Here is a 16,627-nt window from a genome sequence, read left to right as displayed (position 1 = left end):
GGATTCAGCGGGGTTCGGGCAGGCCGGCGGCGAGCCGGCCGAAGACGTCCCGCAGGACCTCTTCGAGCGACGTCTGCGGTTCGGCGGCGAGCCACTGCTGGGTGACGACGTTGAGCGCGGCGCCGATGACGCCCGCGAAGAGCCGCGGGTAGACGTCCCGGGTGGCGTCGGTGCCGGTGCGTTCGGCGACGGCGAGCGCGAACTCGGCTTCGCCCGCGGCGCCGGCTTTCTGGAACTCGCCTTGCAGGGTGGGCTCGGCGACCATCAGCCGCAGCCCTTCGATCCACTCCGGGGTCGCGCCTCGCCCATCGGGCACCGGTTCGCCGAGCGCGAACCCGTCGAGCGCGGCCTGGGTGATGGCGTCCCAGATCGGCACCCCGGCCGGCTGTTCGCGCAGCGCGGCGGCGATGGCCCGCGCCCGCTCGTGGTGACGGGCGACGATGGCTTCGCCCTTGCTGCCGAAGTAGTTGCTGAAGGTCCGGGTGGACACCCCGGCTTCGGCGGCGATGTCTTCGATCCGGACGTTGTCGAAGCCGCGTTCGACGGTCAGCCGGATCGCCGCCCAGCTCAGCGCGATACGCGTTTGCTGCTTCTTGCGATCACGAAGGCCGGCTCGGTCGGTGTCCATGACCTCAAGGTACCGAAGTTTGCCGAATCTGCAAAGTTGCCTAGTCAGCAAGTTTGATGGCGGGCGCGCCGGCGAGGAAGGCGTCGTAGCGGGCGGCGGCGTCGCTCTCGACGAGAGGGCGGGCGTTGCTGTAGCGGCCGTCGGTCCGGTCCCGCTTCGGCCCGGACAGCCAGAACCGCTCGCCGGTCTCGACGTCGAGGAAATTGGCGTCGAACAGGCCGGGCCACCGGCGCAGCTCGCGGCCGTGCACGTACGCGGTCCGCCAGGTCCTGGAGAACCGCACCCAGGCGATCCACGACGGGCCCCGGTCGGTGTTGTAGCCCGTCTTGAGCTGGAGGTACATGATCCGGCGTGGCATGGCTCGAGCGTAAAGATGGCGATCCCCGCGCGCCCCCGATTTTCCGGCGCTCCGTCACCGACCGGACGAGAAACGTGTCATCGATCGCCGAAACCGTCCACGGGCGTCACACTGTTGTGTGACATCGGTCACCGGAGGTGTTGCGAGATGGTTCTGGGCGACAACAGCGTCACTCACAAGGTGGCACCGAGCAGCAAGGTGCAGGTACGGCGGGCGGCGCTGGCGAGCGCGGTCGGCACGACCATCGAGTGGTACGACTTCTTCCTCTACAACACCGCGGCGGCCTTGGTCTTCCCGCACCTGTTCTTCCCCGCGTCGAGCGCCTACGCCGGCGCCATGCAGTCGTTCGCCACCTACGCGGTCGGGTTCGCCGCGCGGCCGGTCGGGGCGGCCATCTTCGGGCACTGGGGTGACCGGATCGGGCGGAAGGCGACGTTGATCGTCACGCTGCTGCTGATGGGCATCTCCTCCGGCGTCGTCGGGATGCTGCCCGGGACGTCGGCGATCGGGGTCGCCGCCCCGCTGATCCTGGTGCTGCTGCGGCTGGTGCAGGGCATCGCCATCGGCGGTGAGTGGAGCGGCTCGGTGCTGCTCGCCATGGAATGGGGCGACCAGCGCAAACGCGGGCTGCTCGGCAGTTTCGCGCAGATCGGCGTCCCGGTCGGGCTGGTGCTGGGCACCGGCGGGATGACGCTGCTGTCGGCGACGCTCTCCCCCGACGCGTTCGACTCCTGGGGCTGGCGGATCCCGTTCCTGCTCAGCCTGGTGCTCGTCGGGGTCGGCCTGGTGATCCGGCTGAAGATCCTCGAGACGCCGATGTTCGCGAAGCTCGTCGAGAACCGGCAGACCGCGCGGACACCCGTGCTCGACGCGATCCGGCACCACTGGCGGGAAATCCTGCTCTCGGCCGGCGTCCGGTTCAGCGAGCAGATGCCCTTCTACCTGTTCACCAGCTACGTGCTGATCTACGTCGTGTCGCGGCACGAGTTCAGCAAGACCTTCGTGCTCAACGCGGTTCTCGTCGGGGCCGCGTGCGAGCTGGCGCTGATCCCGCTGTTCTCGTCCCTTTCGGACACCTTCGGCCGCAAACGGGTCTACCTGTGCGGGGCGGTGCTGACCGGGTTGATCGCGTTCCCGTACTTCACCATCCTGGCGCACGGCAGCCACGCGCTGGTGTTCGTCGCGGTCGTCGTGTCCTTCGTCCCGCACGCGCTCCAATACGGACCGCAGGCGGCCTTGATCGGCGAAAGCTTCCCGACGCACCTGCGCTACGGCGGTGCGGGGCTCGGCTACCAGCTGGCCTCGGTGTTCGCGGGCGGCCCGGCGCCGCTGCTGGCGACGTGGCTGCTGCACCAGACCGGGACGCCGTACGCGATCTCCGGCTACATCATCCTGTCCGCGGTGGTCACCGTGCTGTGCGTGATCTTCCTGAAGGACCGCTCGAAGGCCGACATCGACGACGCGAGCATCTACCAGCGCACCTGAGACGACACACGGGACGAGGGGCCTCCCACCGCATCGGTGGGAGGCCCCTTATCGGGTGAAGGTCAGCGGCGCGGGCCGCCCTGGGGGCCGCCGAACGGGGGCTGCTGCGGGAACGGGCCGGTGCCGGGGTTCTGCTGCTGCGGGCCGCCGAACTGGCCCGGGGGCGGAGCCTGCGGCGGCGGGCCCTGGTACTGGCCGCCTGGCGGCGGACCGGCCGGGGCCTGCGGCTGGGGCAGCGCGGGCTGGCCGCCCTGGGGTGTCGGCGGCTGCTGCGGCGCGGGCGTGACCTCGGTGCCGCGGTCCTCGTCGGCCGGCGGTTCGGGCTGCTGCTGGGCCGGGCGCGGGATCGACGGCCGCGCGGGCGGCGAGGAGGGCGACCCGATGGCCGGGACCTCCTTGCGCGCCACCGCTTCCGCGGCCGCGACGGCTTCGGCGACCTTCGGGTCGCTCTTGGTCTCGAACCAGCTGGAGACTTCTTCGTCCTCGAGGTCGGGCTTGGCCGGGACGTCGTCGTCCTTCGGCGGCTCGTAGCGGAAGACGCCGTCGTCGCCGGGGGCGCCGAGCGCGCGGGCGAAGCCTTCGAGGGCCTTGCCGTAGTCGCTGGGGATCATCCAGACCTTGTTCGCGTCGCCCTGCGCCATCTGCGGCAGCGTCTGCAGGTACTGGTAGGCCAGCACCTCGGGGGTCGGGCGGCCGGCCTTGATCGCGGCGAACACCTTCTCGATCGCCTTCGCCTGGCCCTGCGCCTGCAGGTAGCGCGCGGCCCGTTCACCCTGGGCGCGCAGGATGCGGGACTGCCGCTCGGCCTCGGCCGCGAGGATGGTCGCCTGGCGGGCACCTTCGGCGGAGAGGATCTGGCTCTGCTTCTGGCCTTCCGCGGTCTTGATGGCGGACTCCCGCTGACCTTCCGCGGTGAGGATCATGGCGCGCTTTTCCCGGTCGGCGCGCATCTGCTTCTCCATCGAGTCCTGGATGGAGGGCGGCGGGTCGATCGCCTTGAGCTCGACGCGGCCCACGCGGATGCCCCACCGGCCGGTCGCCTCGTCCAGCACGCCGCGCAGCTGGGTGTTGATGGAGTCGCGGGAGGTCAGGGTCTGCTCGAGGCTCATGCCACCGACCACGTTGCGGAGCGTGGTGGTGGCCAGCTGCTCGACACCGACGATGTAGTTGGAGATCTCGTACACCGCGGCGCGCGAGTCGGTGACCTGGAAGTACACGACCGTGTCGATCGACACCGTCAGGTTGTCCTCGGTGATCACCGGCTGGGGCGGGAACGAGACGACCTGCTCGCGCAGGTCGATCCGGGCGCGCACCTTGTCCAGGAACGGCACGAGGATGTTGAGGCCGGGCGAGGCGACCGTGCGGAACCGGCCGAGCCGCTCGATCACGGCCGACTGCGCCTGCGGCACCACCATGACCGCCTTGGCGATCGTGATGATCACGAGCAAGGCCAAGGCGATGACCAGGCCGATCACAAATCCGGTCAAGAGAATTTCCCCTTACCTAGTACCATTCTTGCGCGGTTGACGGCGTTGTGGGTGCAGCGGGCGGGCTCACCGCGAGCTGCAGTTCCTTGGTGGTGATGCCCCAGCGGCCGGTGGTGTCGTGCAGGACTGTCCACACTGTACGGTGCAGGTCCCCGGGCGCGGTGACGGCGCGCTCGGCTGTGGTCAGGCCGGCTTCCTGCCGCAGCGCGGTGCGGGCCAGCTGCTCGATCGCGAGTGCCGGGGCGGAGATTTCGTAGGTGGCCAGGCGCGGGTCGGTGATCGCGAAGACGACCTCGAAGCCGATGAGGACCTCGCGCCCGTCGCCGGCTTCGACCGGGCGGGGCGGGGCCGAGAGGATCTGGTCACGGAGGTCGAGGCGGGCGCGGACCCGGTCGGCGAACGGGAGCACGAAGTGGCGGCCGGGGCCGAGCACGCCGCGGAACTGCCCGCCGCGTTCGAGCACCGCGGCGTGGCCCTCGCCGACGATGACGAGCCCGAGGCTCACGGTTCGTCCGACACGACGGCGGTGGCGCCGGAGATCTCGACGACCGTGACCGAGGTGCCGGGCGCGATGGGCGGGAGGTGCGCCGACATGCTGCGCGCCGACCAGACGTCGCCGGCCAGCTTCACCTGACCCGTTTCGGAGTCTACTGTGGACACGACCACCGCGCGGGCGCCGATCAGCGCGTCGATGCCGGTGTGGTGGGCCGGGCCGGAGAGCAGGCGCCGCTTGAGCGCGGGGCGGACCAGCAGGAGCATGCCGACCGAGGCGACGGCGAACACGGCGACGTCGATGACCAGGTTCCCGGTGAGGACCTCGGCACCGGCGCCGAACAGCGCGGCGACGCCCAGCATGACCAGCACGAAGTCGCCGGAGACGACTTCGGCGATCACCAGGGCGATCCCGACGATCAACCAGACCAGAGCCCAAGACATGGCTTCATGCTCTCAGATCGCGCCGGTTCGCACCGGCGCGGTGACGGGACGTAACCTTCGCGTGACCTTGGACAATTCAGACATTCAGCCCTCTTCCGCCGGTTCGGTGACGAAGTCGATGAGCCGTTCGACCGCCCCGATGAGCGGGGTCTCGAGGTCGCGGAAACTGCTCACCCCGCTCAGGACACGCTGCCAGCCTTCGAAAGGTTGCCCCCAGCCGAGCGCGTCGCAGATCCCCTGCTTCCACTCGATGCCGCGCGGGATCTTGGGCCACGCCTCGATGCCGACGGCCGCCGGGCGGACGGCTTCCCAGACGTCGATGTAGGGGTGGCCGGTGACCAGCACGTTCTCGTCGTGGACGGCCTCGACCAGCCGCGACTCCTTGCTGCCGGGCACGAGGTGGTCGACCAGGACGCCGAGGCGGCGGCCGCGGCCGGTGCCGAACTCGGCGATCCGGTCGGCGAGCACGTCGACGCCGTCGAGCGGTTCGACGACGACGCCTTCGACGCGCAGGTCGTGCCCCCAGACGCGTTCGACGAGCTCGGCGTCGTGCTTGCCTTCGACCCAGATGCGCGAGTCGCGGGCCACGCGGGCCTGCAGGCCCTGCACCTTCACCGACCCGGACGCCGACACCTGCTTGACCGGCGCTTTCACCGTCTTGACCGGCACCAGCGTGACCGGCTTGCCTTCGAGGAGGAACCCGGCGGGGACGAGCGGGAAGACGCGGTGGCGGCCCTTGGCGTCCTCGAGCACGACATTGCCGTACTCGATCTTCACCACGGCGCCGCAGTAGCCGCTGGCCGGGTCTTCGACCACGAGACCGCGCTCGGCGGGAACCTCCGGCACCTTCTTGCGGCGGCGGCCGGCGAGTACGTCGTCATAGGAGTGGGAGCGCACGACCTGGGAACTTAGCGGCGGCAGCGGCCCGGGCGGGGCATGCCACGCCGTCAGCGGGCCAGTTCCAGGACCGCGTCGGTGAACGGCGTCGGCTCGCCGCGGCGCAACGGCGCGAGCGCGACCAGCGGGGCCATCGCGACGCACCAGGCGCGCACGCGTTCGGCGTCGAAGCCGGTCACGTGCGGGGCGAGGGCGGCGATGCCGTCGTCGATGGTGCCGCCGGCGGCCATCGGGACGAAGACGAAGTCGACGGCGTCGAGGGACGGGTCGCCGAGCCCCGGCCGCGGGTCGATGGCCACGATGCCGCGGTCCGGCCCGGCGTCGAGGACGTTGGCCGGGTGGAGGTCGCCGTGGATGAGCGTGACCGGCCCGCTGGTGGCCAGCGCCAGCGCCCGCTCGCGCCCCTTGGCCAGCACGTCGGCGCTCATGTGCGCGGCGGCCGCGGACTCAAGGCGACGGCGTTCGGAGAGGTCGAAGATGAACTCGATGCCCTCGGCCAGCCGCCGGAACTCGCCACGGGGCCCGGCCCCGCTTGGATCACCCCCGCTTGGAACAACCCCGCTTGGAACAACAGAGTGCAGCTGGTCGAGCAGCTCGCCGAGCTGCGCCCACGGGATCGCGCGCCCCGTCAGCTCGGTGCCCGGGACCAGGCCTTCGAGCAGGATCGCGTGGGCGTCGAGGTCGGCGTCGAGGACCTGGACGACGCGGGAGCGGCCGGCCCAGGCGCGCAGCCCGGTGAGCTCCAGCCGCGCGACTTCCGGGTCCGGGGTGAGCTTGAGGACCCGCAGGTCGCCGCCGGGGCCGGTGCACAGCAGGGTGCGGCCGGTGTTGCCGGGCAGGGCCTCGCGGACGGTCAGCCCCCACCTGGCGGTCAGGCGGGCGACGAGGTCCGGGAGGGCGTCGCACCACGGCTCGGCGAGTTCCGCGCCGAAGCGGTCGACGAGCCGGGCCCGGGCGGCGTCGTCGATCAGAAGAGGGGCCACGGGATGGCGCGCCAGTCGTCGCCCGGTTCGGGGAAGATGCCCTCGGCGAGCAGGACGTCGGTGCGGTCGGCCAGGGCCCGGATCTCGAACTTGGTGATGTGCCCGGCGAGGGTCTGGCCGAGGCCGCCGTCGAGCTCCGAGCGCAGCTTACGCAGCTTCTCGACGGTGTCCGGCGGCAGCGGCTCGCCGATCCAGCCCCACAGGACGGTCCGCAGCTTGGGGTCGGTGTGCAGGCAGATGCCGTGGTCGACGCCGTAGACGCGACCGTCGACGCCGGGCAGGAGGTGCCCGCCCTTGCGGTCGGTGTTGTTCACCACGATGTCAAGCACGGCGAGGTCGCGGAGCCCGGGGTGGTTCGCGTGGGCGAGGACCGCGGGCTCGCCGAGCCGGTCGTGGGCGTGCAGCACCGACCGCCAGCCGTCGGGGACGTCGTCGGGCGGCAGGACTTCCACCAGGTCGTCTTCGGTGGTTTCGACCCACAGCTGGACCATGCCGGGGCCGAACGGGCCGTCGCGCAGCACGGTCGGCGGGATCGCGCCGAGGCCGGCGGCGTCGGCGATGAGCGCCGTGGCGACCTCGCGCCCGGCCAGGGTGCCGTCGGGGAAGTCCCACAGCGGCCGCTCCCCCGACACCGGCTTGTAGACGACCCGGCCGGTGACGCCGTCGAGCTCGATCGCGCAGAAGAGCGTGACGTTGGAGGCGTCGACCAGCCGGCCTTCGACGTCGATGCGGCCGTGGGTGACGAGTTCGCGGGACGCGGGGTCGGCGGGGTCGGTCGCCATGGTCAGTCTTCTTCGCCCGCGTCGGTTTCGCGCCGGTAGCCGTTCTGCCGGGGGCAGATGTGCCCGGCGGGGTCGAGCGGCTCGGCGCAGAGCGGGCACGGCTTGCGGCCGGCGTTGACGACGCGGTCGGCCCGCTCGGCGAAGGCGCGGGCGGCGGCCGGGGTGAGGAAGACGCGGACGGCGTCCGGGCCCTCTTCGGTGTCGTCGAGCACGACCGTCTCGTCGACCTCGCCCTCGGTGATGGCGAGCAGCTCGATGACGACGGCGCTGCTGTCGGCGTCCCAGCCCAGGCCCATGGTGCCGACGCGGAACTCCTCCTCGACCGGCACCGTGAGCGGGTCGAGGTCGACGAGGTCGTCGGGGGCGTCGTCGGGGACGTCGGCGCCGAACCGGCTGGCCACCTCCTCCAGCAGCGAGCTCAGCCGTTCCGCGAGGACGACGACCTGCTGTTTTTCGATGGTGACGCTGATGGTGCGCACGTCCTCCGACGCCTGGAGGTAGAACGTGCGATCGCCGGGCTCGCCGACGGTGCCGGCGACGAACCGATCCGGCTGGCGGAAGACGTGGATTACGCGAGACATAGCACTGACGACCCTAGGCCACCGGCGCATGATCGGCATCCGCCGCCCCACCGTTCGCGGGCCGCTAGCCTCGGGGGGTGTCTCGGATCTCCCTGTACGGAACGTGGTCCTCGCCCATCACCGCCGCCGAAGTCGCCGCCGCCGGTGGCGGCCCGCAGTGGCTCGACGTCGTCGGGAACGAGGTGTGGTGGGCCGAGGCGCGACCGGCTGAGCAGGGCCGGGTCGCGCTGGTCCGGGCGGTGCCGGGCGGTACCGAGGACGTGCTGCCGGCCCCGTGGAACGTCCGCAACCGGCTGCACGAGTACGGCGGGCGGCCGTGGGCGGCCGCCGGGGGTTCCGTGGTGTTCACGCACTGGGCTGATCAGCGCGTGTACGCGCAGAGCGAAATCGGCGTGGTGGCGCTCACGCCGTCGCCCGCGGAGCCGCAGGGGGTCCGCTACGGCGATCTGCGGGCCGGGCGGCCGGGTGAGGTGTGGGCGGTCCGCGAGCGCGGCACCGGGCCGCGTCCGACCGACATCGAGCGTGAACTGGTGGCGATCGCCGTGGACGGCGGCGGCGAGCGGGTACTGGGCGCGAGCCACCGGTTCCTGACCGTGGCGAAGCTGTCGCCGGACGGGCGGCACGCGGCCTGGTTCGGCTGGGACCACCCGCTGATGCCGTGGGACGGCACCGACCTGTGCGTGGCCGAGGTCGCCGCCGACGGCTCGTTCGGGCCGCACCGGGTGCTGGCCGGTGGCGTGGACGTCTCGGTGTGCCAGGTCGAGTGGGAGACGCCGGCGACGCTGCTGGCGCTGATGGACCCCGGCGGCTGGTGGAACCTGCACCGCGTCGGCCTGGACGGCTCGGTGGTGAACCTGGCGCCGGTCGAGCAGGAACTGGGCGGGCCGCTGTGGAAGACGGGCTCGCGGTGGTTCGCGCCGCTGGGCGGCGGGCGGCACGCGGTGCTGTCCTCGGGCCGGCTGGCGGTGCTCGACGAGCAGGACGGCACCGTGGCGCCGGTGGCCGGCGAGCTGACGGCCTGGTCTTCGACGGGGCTCGCGGTGGCCGGCGACACGGTCGTGGGCGTCGCGGGCGGGCCGGCCCGGGAGTCCGCCGTGGTGCGCGTTTCCCTCGACGGCGCGGTGACGGACCTGACGCCGCAGCCGGAGCTGCCTTCGGCGTTCCTGCCGGTGCCGCAGGAGCGGGTGTTCAGCACGGCCGACGGCGAGACCGTGCCGGTGGTGCTGTACCCGCCGCGGAACCCCGACTTCGCCGCGCCCGAGGGTGAGCTACCGCCGCTGCTGGTGGACGTCCACGGCGGGCCGACCGGGCAGCGCTTCCCCGTGCTCGACCTGGAGATCGCGTACTTCACCAGCCGCGGCATCGGCGTGGCGGCGGTGAACTACGGCGGGTCGACGGGGTCCGGGCGCGCCTACCGGGAGCGGCTGCGGGAGCAGTGGGGCGTGGTGGACGTCGCCGACTGCGTAGCGGTGGCCGAGGCGCTGGTGGCGGCCGGACTGGCCGACGGTGACCGGCTGGGGATCCGTGGCGGCAGCGCGGGCGGGTTCACCGCGGCGGCGTCGCTGACGACGACGAAGACCTACCGGGCGGGCACGGTGATGTACCCGGTGCTGGACCTGGCCGGGTGGACCGGGACCGAGGGCGACACGCACGACTTCGAGTCGCGGTACCTGGACGGTTTGGTCGGGCCGTTGCCGGAAACGCGGCAGCGGTACGTGGAGCGCTCGCCGCTGGCGAACGTCGGGCGGCTGGCCGGGCCGGTGCTGTTCCAGCAGGGGCTGGAGGACCGGATCTGCCCGCCGGAGCAGGCGGACCGGTTCGTGGCCGAACTGGCCGGGCGCGGGATCCCGTACGCCTACCAGCGGTTCGCCGGGGAGCAGCACGGGTTCCGGCAGGCGGCGACGATCGTGGCGGCACTGGAGGCGGAATTGTCCTTCTACGGCCAGGTGTTCGGCTTCGAGACGCCGGCTGTGGCGCGGCTGGAGCTGTCCCGGTGAGGCCGCCTCGGTTGCGGGCCGGCGACACGCTGGCGCTGGTGGCGCCGGCCGGGCCGGTGCCGGCGGACCTGCTGGAGAAGGCGCTGCCGGTGCTGCGCGGCTGGGGCTTGGAGGTGCGGGTCGGGCCGTGCGTGCGGGCGGAGCCGGGCTCGCCGCCGTACCTCTCCGGTGCCGACGCCGCGCGGGCGGCGGAGTTCACCGAGGCGTGGCTGGACCCCGGGGTGCGGTGCGTGCTGGCGGCGCGGGGCGGCTACGGCGTGCAGCGGATGCTGGACCTGGTGGACTGGGCGGCGCTGCGGGCGGCAGGCCCGAAGGTGCTGGCCGGGTCGTCGGACATCACCGCGCTGCACCGGGCGGTGAACGTCCACTTGGGACTGTCCAGTTTGTTCTCCCCGATGCCGGCGAGCGTGCTGTTCGACGACTTCGCGGTCGAGCACCTGCGGCGTTCGCTGTTCGAGCCGGAACGGACGCTGGTGGTGCGCGGCGGGTCGGCGCTGGTGCCGGGCCGGGCGTCGGGGGTGTTGACGGGCGGGAACCTGTCGCTGCTGGCGGCGGGGATCGGGACGCCGGAGCACGGGTCGGCGCGGGACGCGATCGTGCTGCTGGAGGACGTGACGGAGAGCGTGTACCGGCTGGACCGGATGCTGACGCAGCTGCTGCGCAGCGGCTGGTTCGCCGGGGTGCGCGGGATCGTCCTGGGTTCGTGGGCGGCGTGCGGGGCTCCGGCGGACGTGCGGGCGCTGGTACTGGACCGGCTGGGGCCGCTGGGGGTGCCGCTGGTGGAGGAGTTCGGGTTCGGGCACGTGGCGTCGTCACCGACGTTGCCGCTGGGGGTGCCGGTGACGCTGGACGCGGACCTGGGGACGCTGACGTTCGACTCCCCCGCGCTGACGTGAAACTTTCTTCGGCGGAGGCCCGCGACCGGTTCGCCGCGGCCCGGGTGGCCCGGCTGGCGACGGTGTCAGCCGACGGGGTGCCGCACCTGGTGCCCGTGACGTTCGCGGTGCGGGACGACGTCGTCGTGTTCGCGGTGGACCACAAGCCGAAGTCTTCGGTGGCGTTGCGGCGGCTGCGCAACATCGAGTCGAATCCCGCGGTGTGCTTCCTGGCCGACGGCTATTCGGAGGACTGGTCCCGGCTGTGGTGGGCCCGCGCGGACGGCACCGCGCGGGTGCTGCCGCCGGATGCGGAGCCGGTGTCGTGGCTGGTGGCCAAGTACGAGCAGTACGCGGAGCGGCCGCCGGAGCACGCGGTGGTGGTGACGGACGTCCACACATGGCGCGGGTGGGCCGGGTCGTGAGTGGTAAGGCGGGTTCTAACCCGCCTTACCACTCACGAGGGTCAGTCGCGGAGGAACTTCTCCGGGCGGCGCCAGGCGTCGATGATGCCCAGCGGGTCCGGGCGCAGCAGCGACGCCGCCGCGTACAGGCTCGCCAGGATTACTCCGGCGATGAACCACCAGTCGTAGAGCGCCTGCTCGCCTGTCGGGTAGTAGACGAGGGTCACGAACACCGACACCGCCACCACGAGCGCCAAGTGGCGCGGCTGCCACTTGAACGCCGACAGCAGGACGAAACCCCAGGTCAGGTACCACGGCAGGGTCGGCGGCATGAGGATCGCGACCGCCAGGAGGGAGATCCCGGCGCGGTAGACCGCCTCCGTGCCGCCGCCGCGGGCGAGCCACCACTGGCGGGCGCCGATGGCGATCAGCAGGAGCATGCCCGCCGCGCGGGCGACCGTCACGAACGGGGAGACCTGGACGTCCACGATCAGGTGGACCAGGTTGTAGAACACCTCGCCGATGCCGGTGGGGATGTTGAGCCAGTTCGCGATGAGCTGCGGGGCCTTGAGCCCGGACCACCAGCCGAGGTTGAGCGAACCCAGCGAGATCCACGTGCCCGCGACGAACACCGGCAGGAACAGGCCGACCGAGGCCGCGCCGGCGCGCAGGAAGTTGCGGACCTTCGACTCGCCGGTGAGGTGGTTGGCCCACATCCAGACGATGAACGGCAGCGCGATCGCCGCGGTGGGCTTGATCAGCATGCCGATCGTGACCAGGACGACCGCGAGCACGTGCTTGCGCTCGAGGGCGGCGAGGACGCCGATGGTGAGGAACGCCAGCATCATCAGGTCGTTGTGCGGGCCGCCGAAGAGGTGGATGACCATCATCGGGCTGGCCACCGCGAGCCACAGCGCGACCGGGAGCTTGCCGCCGAGGTGCTTGACCAGCCGCGGCAGCGCCCACAGCGTCCCGGCCAGGCCGGCCAGCAGCACGACGCGCATCAGGATGACGCCGAGGATCATGTTGTCGCCGGTGGTGGCGACCACGCCCTTGGAGATCAGCAGGAACAGCGGCCCGTACGGGGCCGGGGTGGTCTGCCAGAGCGGGTGGACGTTCTGCACGACGTTCGGCAGCACGTCGAGCTCGGCGGGGCCGTTGGCGTACGGGTCGAGCCCGTAGAGCAGCTGGGCGCCCTGGCCGAGGTAGGAGAAGACGTCGCGGGTGAACAGCGGCGGCGACACCAGCAGCGGCGCCATCCAGCAGCCGGCGGCGACCAGGATCGGGCGGCTGCCGATGCGGCCGGCCAGCACGTAGCGGCCGAGCCGGACCCACGCCCAGACGACCATGCCGAAGCCGGTGTAGAGGACGGCGTTGGCGAGCATGCGCCCGTGGCCGTAGCGGACCCACGAGAGCGGGCCGTGGCCGAGCACGGGGTCGGAGATCAGGATGCCGCCGGCGCCGAGGGCGGCGACCATCAGCAGGGTGCTGCCGACGGTGCCCATCGCGATCGTGCGGTAGGGGAATCGCGAGGGCACGCGGAGCCGCTCGGCCAGGCCGGTCGAGGGCGTCTGTGCGGGGTCGGTGGTGGTCGCCATTTCCGTTCGGAGATTACACACTGCGCTCCTGCGGAGTTCCCGCAGTGTCAGGTTTCGACGGTGCGGTGCTGGAGGGTGCCGCCGGGGAGGGCGGCCAGGAGGGACTTCGTGTACTCGTGCCGCGGGTCGAGCAGGACCTGCTCGACGGTCCCGGTTTCGACGAGCTCGCCGCGGTACATCACGGCGACGCGGTCGGCGATGTTCCAGGCCAGGCCCAGGTCGTGGGTGATCACCAGGGCGGCGAGGCCGAGTTCACGGCGCAGCCGCAGCAGCAGGGCCAGGATTTCGCCGCGGACGGAGGCGTCGAGGGAGGCGACCGGTTCGTCGGCCACCACCACCGACGGTTCGAGCGCCAGCGCCCCGGCGATGACGACGCGCTGGCGCTGGCCGCCGGAGAGCTGGTGCGGGAGCCGGTCGGCGTACTTGGCGGCGGGCCGCAGCTCGGCGGCTTCCAGTGCCCGGTGGACGACGGCCCGCTCGTCGGCGAGCCGGTGGATCCGCGGGCCTTCGGCGACGGCCTCGTACACGGTGTGGGCCGGGTTGAGCGCACTTGTCGGGTCCTGCAGGACGAGCTGGACCCGACGGCGGTAGGCCTTGAGCCCGGCCCCGCCGGTGGGCACGGGTTTCCCGGCGTAGCGGACGACGCCGGAGTCGGGCTTCTGCAGGCCCAGCAGGGTGCGGGCGAGGGTGGTCTTGCCGGAGCCGGACTGGCCGACGAGGGCGACGATCTCGTCGCGGGACACGGTCAGGTCCACCCCGGCGACGGCGTCGATGCGCTTGCCGGTGCGGTCGCGGAAGGACACGCGCAGGTTCTCGGCGGCCAGCAGCGGCTCGCCGGCGGGGGCGCGGTCCGCGGGTTCGGGTGGGAGGGGGCTGCTGGTGGCCGGCGCGAAGCGGGACACCGGGTCGCCGACCGTGGGGAACGCCGCGGCGAGCGCTCGCGTGTGGTCGTGGCGGGGCGAGCCCATCACCTGGGCGCTGGGGCCTTCTTCGACGATCTGCCCGTCGTACATGACGGCGATGCGTTCGCAGGTGGCGGCGAGCACGGACAGGTCATGGCTGATCATGATCAGGCCGATGCGCTGTTCGGCGACCAGCTTGGTGAGCAGGGCGAGGACCTGGGCCTGGACGATGACGTCGAGGGCGGTAGTCGGCTCGTCGGCGATGATCAGCCGGGGCGAGCAGGCCAGGGCCATGGCGATCATGACGCGCTGCTTCTGCCCGCCGGACAGCTCGTGGGGGTAGGCGCCGGCCCGGCTCGGGGGCAGGTCGACCTGGGTGAGCAGCTCGGCGACGCGGTTGTCGGCCTCGGCGTCGGTGAGGGCCTTGCCGGCCGGTGCGTGCAGCCGGAGCGGTTCGGCGATCTGCTCGCCGATCTTGCGGACGGGGTTGAGCGCGTGCATGGCGCCCTGGAACACCACCGACGCCTCGGCCCAGCGGACCGCGCGCAGGCGTCCCCACTTCATGGTGGTGACGTCTTCGCCGTCGAGGAGGATTTCGCCGGTGATCTTGGCCGTGCGCGGCAGGAGCCGCAGCACGCTCATCGCGACGGTGGACTTGCCCGAGCCGGACTCGCCGGCGACGCCGAGGGTGCCGCCGGGGTCGAGGGTGAGGCCGACGCCGCGGACGGCGGGCACGTCGGTGTCCCCCACCGCGTAGGTGACGTTCAGGTCGGTGAGCTGCAGCAGCGGGGTGGTCACTTCTTCAACCTCGGGTTGAACACGGTCTCCAGGCCCCGGCCGACCAGGGTGAAGCAGAGGACGACAAGGACGATGGCGATGCCCGGCGGGAGCACGTTCCACCAGGCGCCCCGGCTGATGGCGCCGTTGTTGAGCGCGGTTTCCAGCACCAGGCCCCAGGTGATGGAGTTGGGGTCGCCGACGCCGAGGAAGGACAGGGTCGCGTCGGCGATGACGGCGTTGCCGACGACGAGGGTGGTGTTGGCCAGCACCAGCGGCATCACGCCGGGCAGGACGTGCCGGCCGATGATGTGCAGGTGGCCGCCGCCGAGGGCGTGGGCCCGCTCGATGTAGGACCGGCTCTCGATGGTGAGGGTCTGGGAGCGGACGAGCCGGGCGGTACCGGGCCAGGCGGTGAGGCCGATGGCGAGAATGATCGTGCCGACGCCCTTGGGCAGCACCGCCGAGAGCGCGATGGCGAGGATCAGCGAGGGCAGGACCAGGAAGAAGTCGGTGAACCGCAGCAGGGTCGCCGACACCCAGCCGCCGAAGTGGGCGGCGGCGACGCCGATCAGGGTGCCGATGACCACCGACAGCAGCGCGGCGGAGAAGCCGACGAGCAGGGAGATCCGGGTGCCCCACACGGTCATCAGCAGCACCGAGCGGCCGAAGTTTTCGGTGCCGAGCCAGAACTCGCCGCTCGGCGGGGACAGCGGCTGCCCGGTGGCCTTGGTGACCTCGAGGCCGCTCTCGTCGCTGATCAGCGGCAGGAGCAGGGCGACGAGCACGGTGACCCCGAGCAGGACGAGCCCGGCGAGCGCGCCGCGCTGGCCGGCGAACTCCCGCCAGGACCTGGCCAGCGACGCGCGGCGACGGGCCCAGGCGATCTGCCGGGGCGTCTCGGCGGTGGTCATGAGGTACGCACCCTGGGGTCGAGCACGCGGTAGAGCAGTTCCGCGAGCAGGTTCATCAGCACCACCGCGCCGGTCAGCACGGTGAACACGCCCTGCAGCACCGGCAGGTCGGGCCCGTGCAGGGCGTCGTAGATCAGCTGGCCCAGGCCGGGCCAGCTGAACACGGCTTCGACGGTGACCGCGCCGGCCAGCACCGAACCGAACTGCATGAACACCAGCGTGGTGGTGGGCAGCAGGGCGTTGGGGACGGCGTGGCGGCGGCGGACGAGGTCGTCGCGCAGGCCTTTGGCGCGCGCGGTGGTGAGGTAGTCGGCGTTCATCTCCCCCAGCAGCGACGACCGCATGATCAGCATGTACTGGGCGTAGAACACCGCCACCAGCGTCACGCACGGCAGCACCAGGTGGTGCAGGACGTCGAGGGTCTGGGAGAGGAAGTCCGGGGCCGCGTCCGGCGAGTGCATGCCGCGGCTGGGGAACAGGCCGTTGGTCACCACGAGCAGCATCAGGCCGAGCCAGAACTGCGGGACCGACCAGAGGGTCAGCGCGAGCCCGGTCTGGGTCCGGTCGAAGAGGCTGTCGCGGCGCCAGCCGGCGCGGATGCCCAGCCACAGCCCGAGCAGGATGGCGAGCAGGGTGGCGCTGCCGACGAGCAGGATGGTCGGCCAGAGCCGTTCGCCGATCATGTCGGCGACCGGGCGGCCGTTGTTGAGCAGCCGGGACTCGCCGAGGTCGCCGTGCAGCAGGTCCCGGAAGTAGTTGCCGAACTGGACGAGCACGGGCTTGTCGACGCCCATCTTTTCGCGCAGTTCGGCGATCATCTGGGGGCTGGTGGGGTGGTCGCGGGTCATGGCGGCGACCGCGTCGCCGGGCAGCATCCGGAAGAGGAAGAAGAACAGCACGATCACCAGCACGACGCTGATCAGCGCTTCGAGGAGCTTCTTGAGCACGAACCGGGCCGTGCCGGTGCCGCCGCGGTGCTCGTCGGGGTCGACGAGCACCGCGGCCTGGTCGGGGGTGGTCATG

17 protein-coding genes are annotated in these 16,627 nt (G+C 72.0%); 4 read left to right on the top strand and 13 right to left on the bottom strand.

What is annotated here, in order from left to right; all coding sequences use genetic code 11:
* Window positions 1-4 precede the first annotated feature (4 nt).
* Window positions 5-628 (bottom strand): acyl-CoA-like ligand-binding transcription factor, encoded by a 624-nt coding sequence (locus C2L58_RS21320; RefSeq protein ID WP_103339349.1) that lies wholly within the window; start codon window positions 626-628, stop codon window positions 5-7.
* A 40-nt stretch (window positions 629-668) separates the two neighbouring features.
* Window positions 669-986: a hypothetical protein gene (locus C2L58_RS21315; protein ID WP_103339348.1), complete on the bottom strand. Its 318-nt coding sequence runs from the start codon at window positions 984-986 to the stop codon at window positions 669-671.
* A gap of 147 nt (window positions 987-1,133) precedes the next feature.
* Between C2L58_RS21315 and C2L58_RS21310 the strand changes: the two genes are divergently transcribed.
* Window positions 1,134-2,471, top strand: a complete 1,338-nt coding sequence (locus tag C2L58_RS21310; RefSeq protein WP_103339347.1) for an MFS transporter — start codon at window positions 1,134-1,136, stop codon at window positions 2,469-2,471.
* A gap of 62 nt (window positions 2,472-2,533) precedes the next feature.
* Here the strand turns inward: C2L58_RS21310 and C2L58_RS21305 are convergent, their stop codons facing one another.
* The 7 genes from C2L58_RS21305 to C2L58_RS21275 all read right to left on the bottom strand — a co-directional run bounded on the left by C2L58_RS21305 (window position 2,534) and on the right by C2L58_RS21275 (window position 8,137).
* Window positions 2,534-3,886, bottom strand: coding sequence for an SPFH domain-containing protein (locus C2L58_RS21305; RefSeq protein ID WP_369904229.1), 1,353 nt, complete (start codon window positions 3,884-3,886; stop codon window positions 2,534-2,536).
* An 88-nt stretch (window positions 3,887-3,974) separates the two neighbouring features.
* Window positions 3,975-4,463 carry an SPFH domain-containing protein gene (locus C2L58_RS21300; RefSeq protein ID WP_103339345.1) on the bottom strand — a complete coding sequence of 163 codons (489 nt, stop codon included), beginning with the start codon at window positions 4,461-4,463 and terminating at the stop codon, window positions 3,975-3,977.
* Window positions 4,460-4,894, bottom strand: a complete 435-nt coding sequence (locus C2L58_RS21295; RefSeq protein WP_103339344.1) for an NfeD family protein — start codon at window positions 4,892-4,894, stop codon at window positions 4,460-4,462. Before C2L58_RS21295 ends, C2L58_RS21300 begins: the two co-directional genes overlap by 4 nt.
* A gap of 84 nt (window positions 4,895-4,978) precedes the next feature.
* Window positions 4,979-5,791: a DUF3097 domain-containing protein gene (locus C2L58_RS21290; protein WP_103339343.1), complete on the bottom strand. Its 813-nt coding sequence runs from the start codon at window positions 5,789-5,791 to the stop codon at window positions 4,979-4,981.
* A gap of 50 nt (window positions 5,792-5,841) precedes the next feature.
* Window positions 5,842-6,774, bottom strand: a complete 933-nt coding sequence (locus C2L58_RS21285) for an aminoglycoside phosphotransferase family protein (protein WP_103339342.1) — start codon at window positions 6,772-6,774, stop codon at window positions 5,842-5,844.
* Window positions 6,759-7,556, bottom strand: coding sequence for an SCO1664 family protein (locus tag C2L58_RS21280; RefSeq protein WP_103339341.1), 798 nt, complete (start codon window positions 7,554-7,556; stop codon window positions 6,759-6,761). Before C2L58_RS21280 ends, C2L58_RS21285 begins: the two co-directional genes overlap by 16 nt.
* 2 nt (window positions 7,557-7,558) lie before the next feature.
* Window positions 7,559-8,137, bottom strand: a complete 579-nt coding sequence (locus C2L58_RS21275; protein WP_103339340.1) for a DUF3090 domain-containing protein — start codon at window positions 8,135-8,137, stop codon at window positions 7,559-7,561.
* Window positions 8,138-8,214: 77 nt separating this feature from the next.
* Here C2L58_RS21275 and C2L58_RS21270 point away from each other — a divergent pair, with 77 nt between their 5' ends.
* From C2L58_RS21270 to C2L58_RS21260, 3 genes are read left to right on the top strand one after another with little or no spacing between them, the layout of a single operon-like run.
* On the top strand, window positions 8,215-10,134 hold the full coding sequence (locus C2L58_RS21270) for a prolyl oligopeptidase family serine peptidase (protein WP_103339339.1): 1,920 nt from the start codon (window positions 8,215-8,217) through the stop codon (window positions 10,132-10,134).
* Entirely contained in the window at window positions 10,131-11,030 is a 900-nt protein-coding gene (locus tag C2L58_RS21265) for a S66 peptidase family protein (protein WP_103339338.1), read from the top strand. Before C2L58_RS21270 ends, C2L58_RS21265 begins: the two co-directional genes overlap by 4 nt.
* Entirely contained in the window at window positions 11,027-11,434 is a 408-nt protein-coding gene (locus tag C2L58_RS21260) for a TIGR03668 family PPOX class F420-dependent oxidoreductase (protein WP_103339337.1), read from the top strand. The genes C2L58_RS21265 and C2L58_RS21260 overlap by 4 nt, the downstream gene beginning before the upstream one ends.
* 41 nt (window positions 11,435-11,475) lie before the next feature.
* Here the strand turns inward: C2L58_RS21260 and mptB are convergent, their stop codons facing one another.
* The 4 genes from mptB to C2L58_RS21240 are packed head-to-tail and all read right to left on the bottom strand — an operon-like array spanning window position 11,476 to window position 16,626.
* Window positions 11,476-13,011: a polyprenol phosphomannose-dependent alpha 1,6 mannosyltransferase MptB gene (gene mptB, locus C2L58_RS21255; RefSeq protein WP_103339336.1), complete on the bottom strand. Its 1,536-nt coding sequence runs from the start codon at window positions 13,009-13,011 to the stop codon at window positions 11,476-11,478.
* Window positions 13,012-13,058: 47 nt separating this feature from the next.
* Window positions 13,059-14,711: a nickel ABC transporter ATP-binding protein NikE gene (gene nikE, locus C2L58_RS21250; protein ID WP_103339335.1), complete on the bottom strand. Its 1,653-nt coding sequence runs from the start codon at window positions 14,709-14,711 to the stop codon at window positions 13,059-13,061.
* A complete protein-coding gene (locus tag C2L58_RS21245) occupies window positions 14,708-15,604 on the bottom strand; it encodes an ABC transporter permease (protein WP_103339334.1) in 897 nt (298 codons plus the stop codon). Before C2L58_RS21245 ends, nikE begins: the two co-directional genes overlap by 4 nt.
* Window positions 15,601-16,626, bottom strand: coding sequence for an ABC transporter permease (locus C2L58_RS21240; protein ID WP_103339333.1), 1,026 nt, complete (start codon window positions 16,624-16,626; stop codon window positions 15,601-15,603). Before C2L58_RS21240 ends, C2L58_RS21245 begins: the two co-directional genes overlap by 4 nt.
* Window position 16,627: the final 1 nt, after the last annotated feature.

The organism is Amycolatopsis sp. CA-126428, assembly GCF_002904335.1.
In the GTDB taxonomy this organism is placed as follows: Bacteria; Actinomycetota; Actinomycetes; order Mycobacteriales; family Pseudonocardiaceae; genus Amycolatopsis.
The sequence above is the reverse complement of the archived record's forward strand: the minus strand, read 5'-3'. Positions and strand labels throughout refer to the sequence as shown.

What these genes read in the sequence shown, in the direction of transcription:
- C2L58_RS21320 (WP_103339349.1), bottom strand. Translation starts at nt 628, where the DNA reads ATGGACACCGACCGAGCCGGCCTTCGTGATCGCAAGAAGCAGCAAACG.
- C2L58_RS21315 (WP_103339348.1), bottom strand. Translation starts at nt 986, where the DNA reads ATGCCACGCCGGATCATGTACCTCCAGCTCAAGACGGGCTACAACACC.
- C2L58_RS21310 (WP_103339347.1), top strand. Translation starts at nt 1,134, where the DNA reads ATGGTTCTGGGCGACAACAGCGTCACTCACAAGGTGGCACCGAGCAGC.
- C2L58_RS21305 (WP_369904229.1), bottom strand. Translation starts at nt 3,886, where the DNA reads ATGGTGGTGCCGCAGGCGCAGTCGGCCGTGATCGAGCGGCTCGGCCGG.
- C2L58_RS21295 (WP_103339344.1), bottom strand. Translation starts at nt 4,894, where the DNA reads ATGTCTTGGGCTCTGGTCTGGTTGATCGTCGGGATCGCCCTGGTGATC.
- C2L58_RS21280 (WP_103339341.1), bottom strand. Translation starts at nt 7,556, where the DNA reads ATGGCGACCGACCCCGCCGACCCCGCGTCCCGCGAACTCGTCACCCAC.
- C2L58_RS21275 (WP_103339340.1), bottom strand. Translation starts at nt 8,137, where the DNA reads ATGTCTCGCGTAATCCACGTCTTCCGCCAGCCGGATCGGTTCGTCGCC.
- mptB (WP_103339336.1), bottom strand. Translation starts at nt 13,011, where the DNA reads ATGGCGACCACCACCGACCCCGCACAGACGCCCTCGACCGGCCTGGCC.
- C2L58_RS21245 (WP_103339334.1), bottom strand. Translation starts at nt 15,604, where the DNA reads ATGACCACCGCCGAGACGCCCCGGCAGATCGCCTGGGCCCGTCGCCGC.
- C2L58_RS21240 (WP_103339333.1), bottom strand. Translation starts at nt 16,626, where the DNA reads ATGACCACCCCCGACCAGGCCGCGGTGCTCGTCGACCCCGACGAGCAC.